Genomic DNA, 21,234 nt, shown 5'->3' on the forward strand with positions numbered 1-21,234 from the left:
ATCCAATACGTGGGGGGATACTGTTAGCTAAACACCCCATTGACCCAGCCAGAGTATACTTGATCACATCTGTTTTTAACCCTTAAGCCGAATTCTTTCACAAACAATTACACGTATTTAAGCATAATCGGGTGACGTCGATGCATTTTGCACCATTTTTAACGCCAAATTGAACTCAGTTCAACACCGACAAAAAACCAAAAGGCCCGTCATGCAGAGTACATACGGGCCTTTTTAACTTGGTAGAACCGGATTCGATATAGAGTAATTACTTGAAATCAGCGTATGGCGTTAATGGCTGCGGTGGCAGATCCATATCACCTTGCCAGCCCGCCGCTGAATAGCGGACATAAATCAAACCGTGACTCGGGGTATAGTCTTTCGCTTCCTGAATATCTACGCCCGCACCGATAAACCAGTTGGAAGTCACTCGGCGTTCAACAATCGCTCGTAGGGTATAACCTACGCCGCTACTGCTGCTGCCGCTATCCGTGTCATATTTATCAGTGTACTTATTATTGGCTTTGTCCGGGGCAGGGATCAGACCCTTAATCGGATAACGATCGACTGTATCGGTTTTCGAATGCGACCAAGAAACCGAACCACCCAATTCCCAAGACCAATTTTCAGTACGTTGGCGATAGTTCACCGGTACACCAAAGGAAACATACTCCTGCGGGCTATAGTAACCGCCTTGCCCCAGCGTATATCCGCTCAAATCCTTATCGTAGTGCCAAATCATATTGCTCAGGCCTACGGTTACACGGCGATTATTTTCGTTGATAAGCTTGTAATAGTATCCGGCCATCCAACGTATTCTGCTGTTATCAGCAACGTTTTTCCCCGTCAATTGATCGGCGCTCAAATCAGCCCAAACGCCATGTGCTTCACCGCGATCGTAACTACCGCTGATCCCCAAGCCGGTGCGGCGCACACCGCCCCATGTGATACCGGTTTGATCGTCTTTCTGGCCACCGAATGCCAACAAGGAGCTTGAAATCGGACGACGGTGAGCATTTACCGTCCAGCCAATATGGTTCCAGTCATTGCTATAGCTCAGCCCGCCGACCCAGTCCACCACGTCGAAGCCCATTGGGGTGGTGCCGAAATCCCCTTCCCAATGCTCATTTTTCCAACCCGCAGAGAGGCTCGCGCCCGTTGAGTTTTGGCTATTGCCAGACTGACAGCCGTTGACGTAACAGGTGCCGAATTTCTCTTTATAAGGCCCGCCTTTAAAGGAACCCGCCTGCATATTTACCACGTCGGTACGCAGGAACATGCGCCCATCATTAAGTGGCGCATCCATCTGCAGCATGGTGGTATTGGCCGTTAAATCAGAATATCCACCGGTACCACTAGAACGTGCATAGTCATGATCCAACGTGACATTCACATCCTGCTGTCGATATAAATCAGCCGCATCGGAACGTACGCCACGCTTGAGCCAATCGTCTTTTTCATCGTTACGCGTTAGACGAGTGAAAGTATCGTTATCCTGCGGTTTGGTTGGTGCAATGCCAGAAGACACCATCGCATCACGATAATAATCCAGCGCTTTATCAGGGTTCCCTTGCTTTTGTTCAAAGCGAGCGGCATCGCGCATCACCAGCGCACCGTCCTGACCCGGCTCTTTGGCCGCCTGCGGAGTAATACGATCAAAAATCGCCTGCGCTTTGGCCATGTCTCCCACCGATGCCCAAGCTCCCGCCACGCGGCGTTCGGTATTCATGCTTGGCGCTTCGGCTGGTTTAACCTGCTGCAATGCCTGTAGCTGAGTGCGAGCTTGTTCAAGCTCACCTTGCGCAACGAAGGCTTCAATTTCGCCTAGGTGAGCGGAATCATTATCGGGCTCGCGTTTTAGCACATCGCGATAACCCACCAGCGCCGCATCATAATCTTCGCGCTCTAATGCCCAATCGGCGAGCGTTAAATCGATGCGGGTATTGGCTGGCTGTTGACGTAGGTAAGCAATCGCTTCGTCTTCATGTCCCGCGTCACGCAGGTCTTGGGCTTTTTTGAGCGTTTCGCTGAAGTGCAAACGGTCAGAAAGCTCACGAATATTGGCATCCCACTTCGCCTGCGGTAATCCATCAACCTGCGCTAAGGCCGCCCGATCGCGATCGGTGCCTGATAGGTAAAGCGCGTGCGCATAAACCTGCTGAGGATCGCCAGGAAGCTGCTGTGCTAAGGTATTGAAAGCACGGTCGGCTTCATCAGTACGGCCAGCCGCATGCAGATCTTTAGCCAAGCGGTAAGTTAGCCATACGTCATTGGGTGAAAGTTTCAGCGCCTGTTGCAGTTTATCTGCCGCTCCCGCCCACTGTTGCTGCTGTTCAAGAGCCTGCGCCTGCTGCTGCAATACATCGCTTTGAATGCCGTTGATTGCACTCTGCATCGCTTTACGCTGGCTACGCGGCAGCTGATCCAGATAGGCCATCGCCTTCTCTGGCGACTGACGTTGGTAAATGTTCACTAACCCACGCACTGCGCTGCTGTTGGTTGAATCAAGCCGCAACGCCTGTTGATACAATCGCTCCGCGCCCGCATCATCTTTACGCGCAACTGCGACATCACCTAAGCCAAGCACGGCATAGCTATCCGTATTATCAATCCCGCGCGCCTGCTGATATTTCTGCTGCGCAACATCCAACTGATTGGCTTTCAGCGCTTTATCGCCAGATTGGATAGCCAGCCAATACTGATTACTTTTAATTAAGCTGATCCACTTATCGCGGTCATAACCGGTCGGGTCGGCTTTTAACGCACGTTGGAAATACTCTAACGCTTTTGCACGGTTATCCTGTCGCGCATACGCCTGACCCAGCGCGCCTAGCACATCGGAATCATTTGGACTTGATGCCAATGCCTTCTGCAATTCAGGTATCGCCACTGCGCCTTTGCCAGAGTCAACCATCGCCAAACCGCGAGAACGGGCAATGAAAGCCGGGTCGGAGAGTAATTTTTGCTGATCGGCTAACTTCTTGCGCGCTTCAACGGTGGAAGGATCTTGCGCAAAAATCACCAGATAACGCTGTAAGGACGCAACGCTTTGCTCACCGACAGGAGTGCGGTTAATTTCAGCCATCCACAGATCCGCAGCGTCTCCGCGCGTGTTGCTATCTGCTGCCATTTTCTCCAGCACAGCATAGGCTTTCTGAGTTTGGTTGGTATCCAAAAGCATGCCTGCCAGCGCTCGGCGCAACTCACCATTACCCGGATTGGTTTGTCTCAACGCTTCCAATTTGGCAATAACGTTGTTTTCCTGACCCGGCTGACGCGCAACGACACGCAGATATTCCACGGCTAAATCAACGGTTGGAGGGGTACCTTCAAACAATTTATCATAGGCCTGCACCGCCTCAGGAACATGGCCAGCGGTTGCCAGTAAACGAGCCTGCTGCAACTGCTGACGGCCTTCCGGCGTCGTCAGCGCCATGTTCAGTTTGGCCTGCTTATAGACCTCTGAATTCGGCGCCTGCGCTTTCAATTTATCTAACTGCTGTTGCGCAAGCTGCTGATCGCCCTGACGCAACGCTAAACGCATACGCGCCGCCATCACGTCTGGGTTATTTGGATCCATCAGTTCTAAGCGATACAGTGATTGCGTGACTAAGTCATCACGATGGCTGGCTTCGCCCACGCGAATTTGCTCTAGCAACCACTGTTCTGGCGAAACAGCCGCATCCGCGGCAACGCCCGCGCCAGACAGAGAGGCGAGAGATAAGCCGATCGAGAGACTCAATCCGCTTAATGAGAAGTGGCGGTACTTGCGCATGTGCTGCTGTCCCAGTGAGGTAAAAGCTCACCCTTTAAATTAAAACGAAAACGTTGTTGGTCCCATCCTTGGCCAAAGAGCGTTAATACGTAGCTGTAATAAGCATCACCGCCCAGCGGATTATCTTTCACCCGCTGGCGCTGCACCGCTTGCGCGTCCGATCCGGCAAGGAACGGCAGCAACGCCGCAGAGAAACCTGAATTGCCATAACCTGACGCCTTACCCGTAGCAACATCAACTTTTTCCGGTGGATATCCAAGCTCGGCGGTCATCGTCGCCATCGGCTGCCACTGCTTAATCAACACGGCTTTGTTAGGATCGTTATCGGCCATCATGCCCGCCCACAGATAAACACGGATCGCGTCATAACCGCTGACGTTAGGCTTATCCGGCGTGGGTTCCCAGCCTTTGTCTTTGCGCCAGTCTATCCAGTCAGGAATAAACCCTTTTGGTGAACTTTCCAGCAATAACCGCTGATTATTCTTATGCAGCGCGGCCCAAGGCCCATGAAAACCTGCCATACGAGCCATCAACTGCGGCGGTAAATAGCTTGGGTTAACGGTCCATACTGGTGAATGTGCAAAACCGACGCGTCCCGGCAGCAGTATCTCGCCAAACCCCGGCAGAGAAGCCACCTCTTCACGAGCGATACGCTGAAGCAGCAAAACCCCCAGAGACTGATAGCTGCGCACCTTCCATAAACGCCCCGCCTCCATCAGTGAATAAGCAATCCAAAGATCGGAATCGGAAGCCGAATTGGTATCAAGAACGCCCCATTCTTGCTTGCCATTTTCGCCTTTCTCTTTCATTCCCCATAGCCAGGCGGGTAAGCGAGCGCTCAGATCGCCCTGTGCTAAATTGTTCTGCGTCCATTGCAGAATGTTTTCGAACGTAGGCCGATCATTCGCCACTAGAGCGAAAAACAGGCCGTAGCTTTGGCCTTCAGAAGTCGTAATTTTCTGCGGGCTGCTGGTGTCGATCACACGCCCTTGTTCACTGATATAGTGCTGCTTGAATTGCTGCCACTCAGGCCAATCACAGGTAGCGGCGGCTTGAGTACAAAAACTCAGCAGGAGTAGACACAGCGCAACCGCGCTGAATCTCGGCTCATGTCGTCCCCCACAACAGGGGGACTGAGTGAAAAACCTAAACATCATTAGTCACGCTCATCAGGAGACAAACGGCGACGACGTAAGATCCGCAGCAAACGCCATAGCACAATGGCCAGCAGCACCACGCTCACCGCAGACAGCACGGCAACCAGAATCGGGTGAGTCGAGAATACATGCCACAGACGTTCCCACCACGGCAGATGCCCCACGTAGTAAACATCGCCCACGCGCAGACTGTTCACCCCAGACTCACGAATGACCACAACAGAACCCGACATAGAGGCTTTCTTACCGCTGTCGATCATCGCGTTATTAAGCAGGCTATAACCACGTGGGCTATCGGCCAGTAATGCCACAACGCTGCGCTGATCGTGATACGGAGACTGGAAGCCAATCACCGCCGCCATGGCACCGTCAGAGCGAATGGTGGTCTGCGAGTCAGGCTTCATCGCAGAAGCTTCTGGCATGATGGTATCGAGATTAGGCTGACGCATCGGCATCTTGACCCAGCTTTCCGTTGCATCTACCAGCAGGTCGATTTTGTCGTCCTGTTTTAATGCATCAGGAATAGAGCCGATCAATAGCACATCGGTATCTTTATCTTTCACCTGTGCCCAGTCATCGGTCAGCGATACATTCAGCGCTGGGAAACCGGTTTGTGCGCCAATGCTGCCCAAAGCGTTTAGCATGGCCGTTACCTGAGCCGGCGTGGATTGTTTACCCACCACCACTTCAGTTTCTGACAAATCGGCTAACCGACTGAACGGGAATCCGGCATTAGCAAATGAGCGTAAATCCGGCATCGCCATGAAGTGGCGGTAGCCTGAGAAATCGATGGTTGAAGTGCCGTCAATGGCCACCGTGTTAGGGACAGGCTGTGAAGTCACACAGCTATCCATCGAACCACCGGAAATCGGGTTCGCGTAGTCAAAATCAAAGCGTAGCTGATTACTTGCGCCCAGCTTCAAGGCTGGAATGGCCACGTCGGTGTTTTTATCAATCAGCCCTTGGAACAACGGCAGCCGCATTAGCAATGCGCCTTTATCTTGCTCAGGCACCAAATTGAACGATTGAATAAACTGATTGTTCAGGCTGATCCGCATGCGGGAACCGTCTTCTGTCGCAGGCGACGTGTAACGATACTTCATACGCATATCAATGCCGGTACTACGGATCAAGAACAGGTCTGGCGGCAGATTTAACGTTACGCTAATCGGCGACGGTTCTAGGCCTGTCGCTTGCAACTGTTCCGCATAAGTTTGCAGCTCAGAGAACGTCATTGGGCGATCGGTACGCACCCAGTTTGGCGCATCGTATGGCACACGAGGCGTCAGAGTTTTAACGCCCTCAACCTCAACGCTTTCGCCGCGGAACAGAATGTTACCTTGCGCAATACCGCGTACCGCCGTCATCAGATCTTTATCATCACGACCCAGCACCAGCAGCAATTTCACATACGGATTATCTGGACGGCTGATCATCTCAACCACCGGCCCATTCACGGCAGGATAGTCGCGCAGGAAATCAGGGCGCTTATCGTTAGTCGCAAACACTACGCCGTGTTTTTCCGGCAGTTGGTTAAACAGAACCGGGAAGTTTTGCCCACGCCATTGCGCTTTGCTACCAAACCAAGATGCCAGCACGCCCGCAGCGCGTTGTTCTGACAAGTTAGGCTGACCGGCAAAGACGATAGGCAGCGTTAGCGCACTGTAATCACGAGCGTCAAAGAAAGGTTCAGGGAAATGCGACAAATCATTTTTCAGCGGCAAACCTTGGTAAGTCAGGCTGATGGAGCTGTTTTTACCGACGTCCAACCAGAGTGCGGTACTCGCTGGGTTCTCACAAACGGCACGATAGTGACCAACAAACTCTAAGCGCACGCGGTTAAAATCGCTGATGTAACGAGAATCAATCGGCACCTGTGCGCTGTTTTTCTTACCCAACTGCTCTCTAGCGATCGGCAACACGCCCATCAGTTCATCGTTAAGAAAAACTTTTACCTGAGACTCCACGGGGAATAGCGCAGGCGACGGCGTAAACTCTAAGTTCAGCATCGCATTCGATACCACTTCATCGCTACGCACGCCAAATTCAAATTGACCGGTAGGATCAACGCCGCGCAAATGCATACTGCCCGGCGCCGGTGCAATCTTAGCGAAGGTTAAGTTAACGTCACGCGTCGGGATCCCAACAACCTGAGGTGCCGGCACGGCGGGATCGGTCAATGCGGTCGTAGCGGCATTTGTGGTCGCCACATTTTCTGGTTCGGTGACAGGAGACACCGGCTCAGCATGCACCAAGGTGCTAATACCCAATGCCACAGCAGTTAGCCAAAATATTTTTTTATTCATCGCATTATCATCATGTTGAGCCAATGTCTGAGTCACCACTTTACTCTTCGTATTTCATTGCACAGAGAGTCTCCGCTGCGCCTTGAAATCAATGAATAAAGAAAAGTCCCGAAACGCTTATTATTTTTTCCTGCCTACTTAAGCTCTGCTCACCCCACGTGGAATAAACGACACCGTCCACGCAACCAGAGTGGTAAATCCAACAAACACGCTACGCAAAACTGGCGGTGCATAGTCGGCAAGGCTTTGATAGCCACGGAAGCCGAGTTTCAAAATATCCACCAAGCTCTCGACCGGTTTATCTTCGGCAAAACTGTCTTGCCACAGCGCCCACGTATCTGCGCGGGCAAACGTACACTGAATAAACTCAATGTGCTGGGCTACGCTCATGTTATCCATGCGCAAACCGGCTTTTTGTCCGAAGACACGCGTCACCTTGGATGGGAATGAATACTCCTGCTGCCCACGTTTAAGCATCAGAGTAATATTTTCACCATCGTTGAGCACATTGCCTGAGCGTAGCTCAATTCCCACGCCACCATCAGAATAGTCACGCAGCGTACAAGGGAAAATATGGCCGTCTTTTCGCGCAATTGCGGCAGGCATCGCAATTTCGACACGGTGAGACTGGCGAACCTGCTTAGTTTCAACCGATACCGCCACGGCACCGCCTAAAATGACCATGTTGTAGAACACCCACACCATACTCATCGCCACCGTCCAGATTTCATCTTCTGGCCCGAATGACATACGCCAAATTCCCAGAATCAGCCCGGCAAAGTTCAGCAGAACCAAAATCAGATACGGGCGGGTAATCACCCAGTCAACGTGCTGATGCTCAACCAAGCCACCTTTGGCGGTAACGTTAAATTTCCCTTTATGCGGATTAAATAGCGCCACCGTAGTTGGACGAGCGATGTACCACGCCAGAACCGTTTCGTAGATTTCACTCCAAAACGAATGGCGATACTTGCCTTGGATTTTTGAGTTGGTCAGGCTGGAATGCACAATGTGCGGAATAACATACAAGGCGATAGCCAGCGCTGGGGCAAAAATAATGTAGGCGTGCATCAGCAAGAACGCCAACGGTGCGGTTAAGAAGATAAGTCGCGGGATACCCGATAAGAAATGCAGCATGGCGTTGGCATAGCAAATACGCTGCGCTAGCTTTAACCCTTTGCCAAATAACGGATTATCCAAACGGAAAATCTGCACCATGCCGCGCGCCCAGCGAATACGTTGACCAATATGAGCCGACAGACTCTCCGTGGCTAAACCCGCCGCCTGTGGAATACGGATATAGGCCGATGTCCATCCGCGACGGTGTAAACGTAACGAGGTATGCGCATCTTCCGTCACGGTTTCTACGGCAATTCCGCCCACTTCATCCAGTGCAGTGCGTCGTAATACGGCACATGAACCGCAGAAGAAGGTTGCATCCCACATATCGTTGCCGTCTTGCAGCAAGCCGTAGAACAGAGTGCCTTCATTCGGCGTGCGGCGGAAACGGCCAAGGTTACGTTCAAAAGGATCGGGAGAGAAAAAGTGATGCGGCGTCTGCATCATGCCGAGCTTTTTGTCTTTAAAGAACCAGCCCAGCGTTAACTGTAGGAATGAACGCGTTGGCACGTGGTCGCAGTCGAAAATCGCTACGAATTCGCCTGTCGCCTGCTTTAGGGCATTATTGATGTTCCCTGCTTTAGCATGCTCATGCGTCGTTCGGGCAACATACTTAATACCTACCGTTTCAGCAAATTCACGAAACTCTTCACGGCCACCGTCGTCCAGCAGCCAGATATTCAACTTTTCTTTCGGCCAGTCAATGCCCAACGCCGCGTAGATCGTTGGTTTAACCACGCTCATGTCTTCGTTGTAGGTGGGCACCATAATATCAATGGTTGGCCACGACTTAACGTCTTCCGGCATCGGTGCTGGCTGGCGATTAAGCGGCCAAATGGTTTGGAAATATCCCAGAACCAACACCACCCACGCATAGGTCTCTGCGGCTAGCAGCAGCAGCCCACAGATTAAACTGACCGGGTCGTCCCAGTTCAACGTTGAGGTATAACGCCACCAGATATAACGGCAGGAAACCGTTAACGACAGCACAATCATCATCAAAGACGAGAACCGCCCTGGAATTCGGCGCACCACCATGGCGATGCCCCATAGCAGCAGCACAAAAACAAACTGGGAACTTAAATCGAATGGTTGTGAGATACACAACAACGCGAGGATGGTAGAGAAAACGCACATCACGCCTAAAATAATACGCCGTACGCCCTGCCCTAAACGGTTAAAAGCCTCTTCAGACTCTTCGGCTCCGTGTTCCTGCACTTTATCAGGCAGGCTTTTCAGCCACTCATGGTAGCGATTATGCAGGCCTTTAAAACGCTCACCCAAGCCATACCTTTTTGCCGAGCGATGCATCGAGAACACGATCAGCCATAGGCTCTGAATGGCATAACGAACGATATCTAATGGGCGTGGACGCTGTGCATCAATATGGGGGAAAAGTGTGGTTTGTTGGCTACGGATCTGCTGCCAGCGTGGAGATTCTAGCTTTAGGAAAAACCATGCCATTGCCAGCCAAAAACAGCCCAGCGCTGCGCCAAGGCGAGAAGCCTCATTATACTGACGATATTGGCGATAGCGTTCGGCCAACGTCTGACGCACCGGCGTCATTAAAAACAGATCGAGTATCCACCTCATACCGCCGACCCATCGGCAACGTTGCCATCAGCATCAAAGTGCAGCAAACACCAGTTGGCAAGCGTCATAATTTCTTCAGTTGCTAGAGAGTGAGGGTAATACTCACCGATTGGCTGCTTGGCGGCGCTCGCCTCAGCCATCGCTTCATCACGATGAATCACCATGGGCAATAGCGAAGGCAGACTTTGCAGCCACAGCTGATAGATATCTTCTTGTAGTTTACTGGTGGCGAGCAGTTGGTTAGCGAGCAGGAAAGTTCCCTGCGGCAACGCCTGCTGATGTAGACGTGTATGACAGTTGGTGTCAGGAACAATAACGTTAATCACGCCATCGGCAAGAGACGTAAAATGTTGTGCCAGCGGATGCATGCCGTTTGGCACATCCAGCAAAATCCAGTTATAGCGCCCACTGGCACGCAATGTAGGAATGTTTTGCGCCCAGTGTGTCCAACGGTCAATATCCGTGAAAAATTGCGCATGTTCATCTGCGCTAATCTGCCCGAAAGGCAGGAAATCAAGCAGGTCGGTGTAACGCAGTGCCGCATCTTGCCACGCAGTACCATCAAATTCAGCACGCGCCCAGCCGTTCGTATGGGTGAAATCAGTATTAAAGTGCATACGTAGCAAATTCGCTGGAGTAACGTCGATAACCAGCACAGACTCACCCAGTTGCTGCAATCCCCACGCTAACGCTGAGGTGATAGATGTGGTTCCCACCCCCCCTCGCATTCCCTGTAAAGCAATAATTGCCATTACTTAGCGCTCCCTGCAAATTGCATCAGCTCCGCCAAAAGAGGCCAGCGACGGATCACTTCATTCATATGTTCTTGTCTAGAGATATCAACATAGTCGATTTTGGGAATAGAAAATGCTTTGCTTAAGGCCGCAATATCATTTTGAAAAGTGAACGTGGGGCTATTCTCAATCGGATTATTTCTTTTATCATTCATTCTGCTATCCGTGAAAAATCGGCTATGGTTTATGATTATAGCTAGATAAAGAAAAGCTGTTGCTACAATATAATAGCGAGAACATATCAGTCTTAGTAATTTGTCGTGAATTATTTATAATGTTACATTCCTTTATGCTTTTTCGCTAGTAAACTGATGCCCTTCAAATAATCGACGTTACAGCAAAACAGCAAGCAAAAGAATTTCGTGTGGCTAAGATAAATCTGTCAATTCGATAAAAACATCAGCTTTACTGGGCATAATCACATTCAGAGAAATTAAACTCTTATGGCGCTATCGTTTTCTCTTGGGGTTCATCAACTATGGGATGAACTTCTCATTATGCAGGCTCCTGGTCTCTACTGGGTGAGCGCAGACCGTGAAGTTGATGCCAAAAGCTTTTGCCAGCAGGTTATTTCTAGCCAGCCTGCGGAAACACGCGCGGCATTAATCAGCGTTAATCATCCTCCGCAGGACATCATCAGCGCCAACTACGCTCATGGCCCCGACAAGCTTCCTATCTATTCGCTGCCCGAAAATAAAAAAGCGTTATTTCAGCTGACTGAAGATTTGATGCGGGGTTTAAACCCGAAAAACCGCCTGTTGGTACTGTTAACTCCCTCCAGTATTTGGGAACAATTACAGCCTTATGAGCTGACCGACTGGATGAGAAATACCGCCCGCTGGCTGCGCCAACAAAATTGCACGCTATTGATTTTAGATTACGGAAAAAGTGCGAATAATCAAAGAGCAACGCTACAATCTCAACACCGCACCCTATGCGGCCTTGCGAGCCTGCGTTGGCTGCAGGATCTGCACCGTTATGACGTGGCGTATTGGTGTAACCAAAATGGTGTAACCGCTCAGCAAGACGTCAGCGTCTATTTTGATGAGCAAGGTTGGCATGCGCAAGAAGATACGTCTCAGGCACCACAGCCGCGCAACGATGAACAGCTCTATCTCGCTCATAAAGGCGTGCTGGAAGGCGCACCACCGTTATCAGAACATTGGCACCTGTTTGAAAGCAATTTGGCACTGTTTAATGCAGCCTATGCAGCACAAGCCTCAACGCTGGTATTTCAGCTTTCGAACAGCGATCAGCTCGATGCGCTCGCACGCAACATTCACACCTTACGTCGTCAACGCGGCAAGATTATTAAATTAGTGGTACGCGAAAGCGCCCCTTGCCTGCGTTTTAGCGATGAGCGCTTGCTACTCGCCTGCGGGGCGAACCTGATTGTGCCGCATAATGCGCCGCTTTCACGCTGTTTGACTATGTTAGAAGGGATTCAGGGGCAAACCTATCCACGCCATGTTCCTGCAGATATTAATTTGCTCATCGATGCAATGCGCCCACTGAATTTGAAAGGATATATTCCTTACAATCCTTTCTGTGAAACGTTGATATCATTGATGAATAACGCATTATTACCAGAAGACAGCAAAGGAATTCTGGTGGCATTGCGCCCAGTACCTGGACTTCGCACCGAACAAGCTCTCACGCTCTGTCGTGCTCGTCGCTTTGGAGATTTAGTCACTATTGATGAGAATCGGCTAACACTGTTCCTTTCATCATGCAGAATCAATGACTTAGATGTTGCTCTTAAACACATCTTCCCACTGCCGGTTGAAGAAGTTTTCTCCAACCGCATGGTCTGGTATCAAGACAAACTGATCATCACGGAACTGCAGCAAATGCAGCTTAATAAGCCATCCAACTGGCATCTTTCCGACAGACTCGCGCCGTTGGTCAGCAATAAAAGCAATCCAGTGGCCGAAGAACATGCACCTCGGCATTCGCCGCAGCCTATCAGCCTGTCTCTGGCCTTACATCAGGAGCGTGCTGAATGATGAACGGTACGGATATACTGCAACTTATCGTGCTTTGCGCGGTGATTTTGCTGCCATTAGGCTACTATTTGCGTAAAAAATTACCGATGCTGCTTCAGTCGGTACGTCAGGTTTTATTCACGCCACGCTATTTGAAATCCGAGGGGATCTTGCGGCGTAATACTCGTTTACAACGTAACACTTCAGTCACGGTAGACCGTAAAAATGATCAAAAATAGTAATACCAAAAACAATATAGCGGACCTGTGGCACTACTGGCGTGGACTAGGCGGTTGGAATTTTTATTTTCTGCTTAAGTTTGCCCTTTTATGGTTTGGCTATCTCAACTTTGATGCGCTTTCCAACCTGATTTTCCTCGCTTTTTTGCTTTTCCCTCTGCCAAATACGCGTTTGCACCGCTGGCGTAATTGGATTGCGATCCCTATTGGTATTGGTCTGTTTTATCACGACACCTGGTTACCGGGGATCAACAGTATTATGAGCCAAGGTTCACAGTTGGCTGGCTTCTCGGCCTCCTATCTGCTGGATTTGGTGAATCGCTTTATTAACTGGAAGATGATTGGCGTTGGTTTCGTGATGCTGGTCGGCTACCTGTTTATCTCACAGTGGATCCGCATTACGGTATTCGTGGTAGGTGCGCTCGTTTGGCTGAACGTGTTGCAAATTGCTGGCCCTGCGATCTCATTAACTCCTGATATTACGAGTAATAATACCGAGGCAGCATCAACGACCAACGCCAATGCAGGCTCGGCGCCAGCCGCCGCGTCAGGTGATCTACCGGCACAAACGGCGCCACCGGATAGCAAGAACTTGTCGGCTTATCTCGATGCGTTCTATGCCAGTGAAAAACAGCGTCAAACTCAGTTCCCAGCAACGCTACCGACTGATGCACAACCCTTTGATTTGCTGATTATCAACATCTGTTCTTTAGCATGGTCTGACGTTGATTCGATTGGCTTGCAGGATCATCCGCTGTGGAAACACTTCGATATTCTGTTTAAAAACTTCAACTCAGCCACTGCCTACAGTGGTCCGGCGTCTATCCGCTTGTTACGCGCCAGCTGCGGGCAGCCTTCACATAAAGAACTTTATTCAGCCGCAGGCCAGCAGTGCTATCTAATGGATAATTTAGCTAAGCTAGGCTTTGGTCAGAACCTGATCATGGACCACAGCGGTAAATTCGGTAACTACTTGGAAGACTTGCGTAAATATGCCGATTTGCAGCCACCGTTAGAGTCTCAGGCCGGTATCTCAAACGAGCTGACTTCCTTTGACGGCGAGCCCATCTTCAACGATCTCGAAGTGCTGCAACGCTGGGAGCAAACGGTTGAAAAATCAGGGGATGCGCGTACCGCAACCTTCTTTAACCTGATACCGCTGCACGATGGCAACCGAATGGTTGGCAGCAGTAAGGTCGCCGACTATAAGCCTCGCGCTCAGAAACTGTTTGATCAGTTGGATACTTTCCTTACCCAACTGGAGAAATCAAGCCGTAAAATTATGGTTGTGGTTGTACCTGAACATGGTGCCGCGCTAGTAGGGGATAAAATGCAGATGTCTGGCCTGCGCGATATACCAAGCCCAAGCATCACTCACGTTCCCGTGGGCATCAAGTTTATCGGCATGAAAGCACCACAACCTACTGAAATCGTTGTCGATCAGCCAAGCAGCTATCTGGCACTTTCCGAGCTGGTTGCCCGCTCCGTTGACGGCAAACTCTTCACCGAGGCAAGCGTGAATTGGCAGGATCTGCTGAAAGGATTACCACAAACTGCGCCAGTTTCAGAAAACGATAATGCCATTGTTATTCAGTATCAGGGCAAGCCTTACATTCGCCTCAACGGCGGTGATTGGGTTCCTTACCCGCAATAACACGCCATCTTTAGACGGCTAGAAGGGCTCCCAAATGGGAGCCTTTTTCTTGCGCCTATCGCTATAAAAAACATGTTTTCACATTATGCCAATATATGTTTACATATACAGGAAATATATCTTCCCCGAGTAGACGTTATTTTAATATGGATATTTTAATGCATCATTAACCCAACAATATATATCTGTAAATACACGTACACTTAGAATAACGGCAGCCGACAATTAAGACGGATACTATTAACATCCGTTAGGATATTTCTAGTTAAGAAAAATTTCCCAGAGCGCTAGCAGACTAATAAATCTGATTTCTCTTTTTTTTGCATGCTAATAGTTACCTCCTGTACAGAGTTACTTATAAAAATATGCTCATCCTTTTTACATAAAAAAAGAGCCTATATAAGGCTCTTCAAATAAACATTTATACCTGCGTTACTTCGAGATGCGTAGGCGGGAGGCGGGGTATATGGATAATCCGCTTTATGCGCTCTGCGCAGCCTCATCCTGATCAACGGCAAAACAGGCAATAAGCTGATCGCCATACTGCTTAAGCTGCGGTTGCAGCTGTTTGCAGGTGCCAAACGCACGACTACAGCGAGCGTTAAACGCACAACCCGGAGGCGGATTCAGCGGACTCGGTAACTCTCCCGTCAGCTTAATACGTTCGCGACGCATATCAGGATTCAGACGAGGCGTTGCCGACAACAGCGCTTGGGTATACGGATGACGTGGGTTATTGAACACCGCTTCCTTCGGCCCTTTTTCCACGCAACGTCCCAGATACATCACGATGACCTCATCCGCAATATGCTCAACCACGGAGAGATCGTGAGAGATGAACACATAAGATAGGCCCATCTCCTGCTGTAAATCCATCATCAGGTTCAGAACCTGCGCCCGCACCGAAACATCCAGCGCAGAAACCGGCTCATCCGCGATGACAACATCTGGGTTCAGCATCAGCCCACGCGCGATGGCAATACGTTGGCGCTGACCACCGGAAAACATATGCGGATAGCGATCGTAATGCTCGGTTTTTAACCCGACTTTCGCCATCATCGCCAACGCTTTTTCACGTCTTTCAGCTGAGCTCAGCTTGGTGTTGATGGTGAGCGGCTCCTCAAGGATCGCGCCGACTTTCTTGCGCGGATTCAACGAAGCATACGGGTTCTGAAACACGATCTGGATTTTCTGGCGGCGTAACTTTTCCGCCGTGGCGTCCGGCTTTAATAAATCTTGCCCTTGGTAATACAGCTCGCCGCCGGTAGGAATTTCAATCATGGTAAGCAAACGCCCCAGCGTGGATTTCCCACAGCCCGACTCGCCCACTACCGCCAGCGTCTTGCCTCTTTCCAGCGTGAAAGAAACGCCGTCTAGCGCTTTTACCAAACGTTCAGCGCCAAACATTCCTTTCTTCACCGGATAATGTTTTTTCAGATCAATCGCCTGAAGCAACGGTGCCTGTTTATTCAATATTGCCTGACTCATAGCGTTGGCCTCCCCGCATCATCGAGCGGCGTATGGCATTTCGCCTTACGTCCGTTGATATCCTTAAGTTCCGGTTCTACCTCACGGCACAAGGCCGTCGCATATGGGCAGCGCGGATTAAGCAAGCAGCCGTTAGGACGATCGTATTTACCTGGGACAACGCCCGGCAGCGATGCTAAACGCGCTTTGTCGGCGGCAAACTCAGGCAATGCCCGCAGCAGAGCCTGCGTATACGGATGGCGCGGCGTGCGAAATATTTCCTGCGCCGTTCCGGCTTCAACCACCTGACCGGCGTACATCACGATAATTTTATGCGCGGCTTCGGCGACTAGCGCTAAGTCGTGCGTGATCAGCACCAGCGCCATATTCTCTTTCTGCTGAAGGTCGAGCAGCAGCTCAATAATTTGCGCCTGAATGGTGACGTCTAACGCCGTGGTTGGTTCATCGGCAATTAACAGTTTTGGCCGACAGGCAATCGCCATCGCAATCATCACGCGCTGGCTCATCCCACCGGACAGCTGGTGCGGATACACATCCAAGCGCGAACCTGGATCGGGAATACCTACCAGCGTTAACAGGTCAATGGCGCGCTGACGGCGGGTGCTTTTATTACCGCCCTGATGCACCTTGAGCGCTTCCATAATCTGGAAACCCACGGTGTAGCAGGGATTCAGGCTGGTCATCGGATCCTGAAAAATCATGGCGACTTCCGCCCCCACGATTTGGCGGCGCTCTTTCTCTGAAATTTTCTGTAAATCAATATTGTTAAAGCTCAGCCCGTTTGCCATCACGCGACCGGGAAAATCAATCAGCCCCATAATCGCCAGTGAACTCACCGATTTACCAGAGCCAGATTCCCCAACAATGCCAATTACTTCACCCTGATTGACGCTATAGCTAATACGATCTACGGCGCGAAACGGCGCATCTTTTTCACCAAAGTGAACTGATAGCTCGTTAACTTCTAATAAAGCCATAATATTCTGCTCCCAAAAATCTACTTATGTTCTGTTGCCCGCTTCACACAAGGCGGTGTCAGTAGACTTTTACTGTTTCAAGCGCGGGTCTAACGCATCGCGCAACCCATCGCCCATCAGGTTAAATGCCAATACCGTCAGCAGGATCGCAAGGCCGGGGAAGGTCACAACCCACCACGCACTTTGCGCAAACTGCAACACGTCCGACAGCATAGTTCCCCACTCCGGCGTTGGCGGCTGTGCGCCCATACCGAGGAAACCCAGTGCCGCCATGTCGAGGATGGCATTCGAAAATCCTAACGACGCCTGCACGATCAAAGGCGCTAAACAGTTAGGCAGAATATTGATAAACATCTGGCGCATGGCGCCTGCTCCGGCCACGCGAGACGCGGTGACGTAGTCGCGGTTAACTTCCACCAGCACCGCCGCACGGGTTAAGCGTACGTAATGCGGCAAGGCAACAAACGTCAACGCCAGCGAGGCGTTAACGATTGAAGGACCGAAGATAGCCACCAGCACCAGAGCCAACAGCAGGCTTGGCAACGCCAGCATAATATCGACGACACGCATAATGACCGCATCAACCACGCCGCCGAAGTAACCCGCCAGCAGGCCAAACACCACGCCTAGGATCAGCGATAAAACTACCACTAAACAGCCAACCAGCAGTGACAGCCGCGCGCCATAAATCAGGCGCGATAGCACATCACGGCCAACATCATCGGTACCGAGGATAAATTTCCAACTACCGCCGTCTTGCCAAACAGGAGGTTTAAGCAGCGCATCACGAAACTGTTCTGCGGGGAGATGCGGAGCCAATACGTTGGCGCCGATCGCGAGAACTAACACGATAATGATATAAACTAATCCCACCACCGCGCCTTTGTTGCGCTTGAAGTAGTGCCAGAACTCCTGAAACGGCGTCATTGGTTTAGGCGCGCTCATTGCTGGGGACGTTGTTGTAACGTTAGACATCGTTGCGCCTCCTATTTCTTATGCCGAATGCGTGGATTGACGACGCCATACAGCACATCAACCAGCAGGTTAACCAAGATGATCATAATGGCTACCAGCAGCACTCCGCCTTGCACTACAGGATAATCTCGACGCTGCAATGCATCGATTAACCAGCGGCCTAAACCCGGCCAAGAGAAGATGGTTTCAGTCAGAATAGCGCCAGCCAGCAACGTGCCAACCTGTAGACCAATCACCGTAACCACCGGCAGCAGCGCATTACGCAAGGCATGTACAATGATCACCCGCATACGCCCTAAACCTTTGGCGCGCGCGGTGCGGATATAGTCTTCGCTTAACACTTCCAGCATCGAGGAACGCGTCATACGCACAATCACCGCCAGCGGGATAGTGCCCAGCACAATGGCAGGCAGGATCATATGCATGACCGCGTCTTTGAAATCGCCCGGTTCGCCCCAGATAAGGGTATCAATCAGCATAAAGCCCGTGAGCGGCAGGCTATCATCAAGGAATACGCTGTCATCGATGCGCCCGGATACGGGCGTTAGATTGAGCTGCACCGATACCAGCATGATGAGCATGATCCCCCACCAAAAAATAGGCATGGAATAACCCGTCAGCGAAATGCCGACAGCGGTATGGTCGAAAACGGAGCCGCGCTTCACCGCAGCTAATACGCCAACCGGTATACCGACGAGAATGGCAAACAGCATCGCGCAGATACCCAGCTCTAGCGTGGCTTTGAAACGGGGCACAAACTCATCCCAAACCGGCGTGCGGCTTTTGAGTGAGGTACCTAAATCACCGTGCAGTACGTCTTTGACGTAGTGAAAATATTGTTGATACAGCGGTTTATCCAAGCCCATTTCCGTCATCATCTGAGCATGACGTTCGGCCGAGATCCCGCGCTCCCCTGCCATGATCGTGACCGGATCGCCGGGGATCATGTGAACAAAAGCAAACGTTAACAACGTAATGCCAATAAACGTTGGGATAACTAACCCCAAACGCCGGAGTATGAACTGCAACATATCCCGTACTCTCTATTTTTATGATGAAGCATTGCTCACAGTACAGCTACGACTAACAGAGACCCCACCCCAGCCCTCCCCTTCGCAGGGGAGAGAGCAGAACGATATAAATGCCCGTCTAGGCACAATCGGCTCCTCCCCCTGACAAGGGGGAGGCTGGGTAGGGGTCGTGGTAATTAGTCGAGAGACACCTGATCGAAGTGATGTTTACCTAATGGATCAACCACATAGCCTTTCACTTCCTTACGCACTGGCTCGTACACGGTAGAGTGCGCAATGATCAGTGCAGGCACTTGGTCATGCATCACTACCTGAGCCTGCTTGTAAAGCTCGGTGCGTTTTTCGTGGTCGGATTCAGCACGTGCAGGCTGGATCAGATCTTCAAACGGCTTGTAGCACCATCTTGAGTAGTTAGAACCGTCTTTCGCCGACTGACAGCTAAACAGCGTTGCGAAGAAGTTGTCTGGATCCCCATTGTCCCCGGTCCAACCCATCATCACGGTCTGGTGTTCGCCGTCTTTCGCGCGTTTCAGGTACTCGCCCCACTCATAGGTCACGATCTTGGCCTTCACACCGACTTTCGCCCAGTCAGCCTGAATCATCTCTGCCATACGGCGAGCGTTCGGGTTGTATGGACGCTGAACCGGCATCGCCCACAGGTCGATAGCAAAACCGTCGGCCAGACCCGCTTCTTTCAGCAGTTCTTTCGCTTTAGCTGGGTCGTAAGCGTAATCGGTGATTTTGTCGTTGTAGCTCCACATGGTTGGTGGGATCAGGTTTTTCGCAGGCTGACCTGCTTTCTGATATACCGCGTCGATAATCGCTTCTTTGTTCACCGCCATGGTCAGTGCCTGACGCACTTTCACGTTATCCAGCGGTTTTTTCTCGACGTTATACGCCAAATAGCCGACGTTCAGCCCCGGTTGCTCCATCAGAGTAATGGATTTGTCTTGTTTCATACGGTCAATGTCAGCCGGGTTTGGATACGGCATCACCTGACACTCATTTTTTTGCAGTTTTGCATAACGCACGGACGCATCCGGCGTAATGGAGAAGACTAAGCGATCGATTTTTGGCTTAGTTCCCCAGTAATCTTTGAATGGTTTGTAGAGGATTTTGGAATCTTTCTGGTATTGCACCAGCTGGAATGGCCCAGTGCCCAGTGGCTCAAGGTCAATCTTCTCTGGCGTGCCGGCTTTCATCATCGCATCGGCGTATTCCGCAGACAGAATGGAAGCGAAGTCCATCGCCAAGTCTGCCAAGAACGGCGATTCAGGACGCGTCAGCTCGAAGCGAACGGTGTTATCGTCCACCTTTTCAACTTTGCTAATGAGTTCGCCCAATCCCATCCCTTGGAAATACTCATAGGTACCGCCAGAGACTTTGTAGTACGGGTTTTTATCATCTTTCTGACGCATAAAGGAGAACACGATATCGTCAGCGTTCAGATCGCGCGTTGGTGTAAACAGCTTGCTGCCCTGCCACTTCACGCCTTTGCGCAGGTGGAAAGTATAGGTTTTACCATCTGGACTAATATCCCATTTTTCAGCTAAGCCGGGCTCAATCTCGGTAGTACCGGTTTTGAACTCAACCAAACGGTTGTAGATCGGCACCGAGCTGGCGTCGTAGGTGGTGCCCGAAGTGAACAGCTGCGGGTTAAAGCCCTCAGGTGAACCTTCTGAACAATAAACCAGAGTTTTTGCCTGCGCACCGGCGGCAAGCGCCAGAGCAACCAGACCAATCCCCAACTTCAGCGCACCAATTTTCTTTCCACGGCGGGTGGAGGTGTTCTTATGAGAAGACATAACGCTTGGCTCCGTAGTGTGATGTGTGTGTTCTGCCAGATCTATTTTTTTATAGGCGATCCGTGCAGCTTTGGCTGACAGCCAAGGATAGGTGCAACCCGCATGCCAAAGAGAACGATTCTTCGGGGCCACATTGGGTAGCACTCGGAAAGGGATCCCAGTGTTAATCACCCACCTTATGCATACCAATTTCGCAAGTGTTTAAGGTGACGTCAATATAACCAAACGTGATTTACAAGGACTGTGATATACAGCATACAAACATTAAAGAAACGTATTGATAACATTTACAGGATTAAAATTTATGCTACCGCGCAAATATCAGCTCATTTCACC

The 21,234-nt window shown here is 50.8% G+C and carries 14 protein-coding genes; 3 read left to right on the forward strand and 11 right to left on the reverse strand.

The genetic code is table 11. The annotated features are described in order from the left end of the window. Positions 1 to 268 precede the first annotated feature (268 nt). The 6 genes from bcsC to bcsR form a co-directional block, all read right to left on the reverse strand. On the reverse strand, positions 269 to 3,775 hold the full coding sequence (gene bcsC / locus AB3Y96_RS21535; RefSeq protein ID WP_367300181.1) for a cellulose synthase complex outer membrane protein BcsC: 3,507 nt from the start codon (positions 3,773 to 3,775) through the stop codon (positions 269 to 271). After that, entirely contained in the window at positions 3,748 to 4,932 is a 1,185-nt protein-coding gene (gene bcsZ / locus AB3Y96_RS21540; protein WP_367300182.1) for a cellulose synthase complex periplasmic endoglucanase BcsZ, read from the reverse strand. Before bcsZ ends, bcsC begins: the two co-directional genes overlap by 28 nt. Next, positions 4,932 to 7,238, reverse strand: coding sequence for a cellulose biosynthesis cyclic di-GMP-binding regulatory protein BcsB (bcsB, locus tag AB3Y96_RS21545; RefSeq protein WP_367300359.1), 2,307 nt, complete (start codon positions 7,236 to 7,238; stop codon positions 4,932 to 4,934). The genes bcsZ and bcsB overlap by 1 nt, the downstream gene beginning before the upstream one ends. Positions 7,239 to 7,376: 138 nt before the next feature. Then, entirely contained in the window at positions 7,377 to 9,950 is a 2,574-nt protein-coding gene (gene bcsA / locus AB3Y96_RS21550; RefSeq protein ID WP_367300183.1) for a UDP-forming cellulose synthase catalytic subunit, read from the reverse strand. Next, positions 9,947 to 10,702, reverse strand: coding sequence for a cellulose biosynthesis protein BcsQ (bcsQ, locus tag AB3Y96_RS21555; RefSeq protein ID WP_367300184.1), 756 nt, complete (start codon positions 10,700 to 10,702; stop codon positions 9,947 to 9,949). The genes bcsA and bcsQ overlap by 4 nt, the downstream gene beginning before the upstream one ends. Continuing rightward, on the reverse strand, positions 10,702 to 10,899 hold the full coding sequence (gene bcsR / locus AB3Y96_RS21560) for a cellulose biosynthesis protein BcsR (protein WP_025799534.1): 198 nt from the start codon (positions 10,897 to 10,899) through the stop codon (positions 10,702 to 10,704). Before bcsR ends, bcsQ begins: the two co-directional genes overlap by 1 nt. Positions 10,900 to 11,187: 288 nt before the next feature. On the opposite strand from bcsR, the gene bcsE reads away from it, so the two are divergent. From bcsE to bcsG, 3 genes are read left to right on the forward strand one after another with little or no spacing between them, the layout of a single operon-like run. Beyond that, entirely contained in the window at positions 11,188 to 12,750 is a 1,563-nt protein-coding gene (gene bcsE / locus AB3Y96_RS21565) for a cellulose biosynthesis protein BcsE (RefSeq protein WP_072307187.1), read from the forward strand. Beyond that, positions 12,747 to 12,968 (forward strand): cellulose biosynthesis protein BcsF, encoded by a 222-nt coding sequence (gene bcsF / locus AB3Y96_RS21570; RefSeq protein WP_072307186.1) that lies wholly within the window; start codon positions 12,747 to 12,749, stop codon positions 12,966 to 12,968. The genes bcsE and bcsF overlap by 4 nt, the downstream gene beginning before the upstream one ends. Continuing rightward, positions 12,955 to 14,622, forward strand: coding sequence for a cellulose biosynthesis protein BcsG (bcsG, locus tag AB3Y96_RS21575; protein ID WP_367300185.1), 1,668 nt, complete (start codon positions 12,955 to 12,957; stop codon positions 14,620 to 14,622). The genes bcsF and bcsG overlap by 14 nt, the downstream gene beginning before the upstream one ends. Before the next feature lie 480 nt (positions 14,623 to 15,102). On the opposite strand, the gene dppF is transcribed toward bcsG, so the two are convergent. The 5 genes from dppF to dppA all read right to left on the reverse strand — a co-directional run bounded on the left by dppF (position 15,103) and on the right by dppA (position 20,898). Next, a complete protein-coding gene (gene dppF, locus AB3Y96_RS21580; RefSeq protein ID WP_072307184.1) occupies positions 15,103 to 16,110 on the reverse strand; it encodes a dipeptide ABC transporter ATP-binding subunit DppF in 1,008 nt (335 codons plus the stop codon). Then, positions 16,107 to 17,087 carry a dipeptide ABC transporter ATP-binding protein gene (gene dppD, locus AB3Y96_RS21585; protein WP_043489675.1) on the reverse strand — a complete coding sequence of 327 codons (981 nt, stop codon included), beginning with the start codon at positions 17,085 to 17,087 and terminating at the stop codon, positions 16,107 to 16,109. Before dppD ends, dppF begins: the two co-directional genes overlap by 4 nt. A gap of 69 nt (positions 17,088 to 17,156) precedes the next feature. Beyond that, on the reverse strand, positions 17,157 to 18,062 hold the full coding sequence (dppC, locus tag AB3Y96_RS21590; RefSeq protein ID WP_040044430.1) for a dipeptide ABC transporter permease DppC: 906 nt from the start codon (positions 18,060 to 18,062) through the stop codon (positions 17,157 to 17,159). Positions 18,063 to 18,073: 11 nt separating this feature from the next. Further along, complete coding sequence (gene dppB / locus AB3Y96_RS21595) at positions 18,074 to 19,093, reverse strand: dipeptide ABC transporter permease DppB (protein ID WP_040044429.1); 1,020 nt, start codon at positions 19,091 to 19,093, stop codon at positions 18,074 to 18,076. A gap of 176 nt (positions 19,094 to 19,269) precedes the next feature. Beyond that, positions 19,270 to 20,898, reverse strand: coding sequence for a dipeptide ABC transporter periplasmic-binding protein DppA (gene dppA / locus AB3Y96_RS21600; protein WP_072307183.1), 1,629 nt, complete (start codon positions 20,896 to 20,898; stop codon positions 19,270 to 19,272). Between the last annotated feature and the right edge of the window lie 336 nt (positions 20,899 to 21,234).

It is taken from the genome of Hafnia alvei, assembly GCF_964063325.1.
Classification (GTDB): Bacteria; Pseudomonadota; Gammaproteobacteria; order Enterobacterales; family Enterobacteriaceae; genus Hafnia; species Hafnia alvei_B.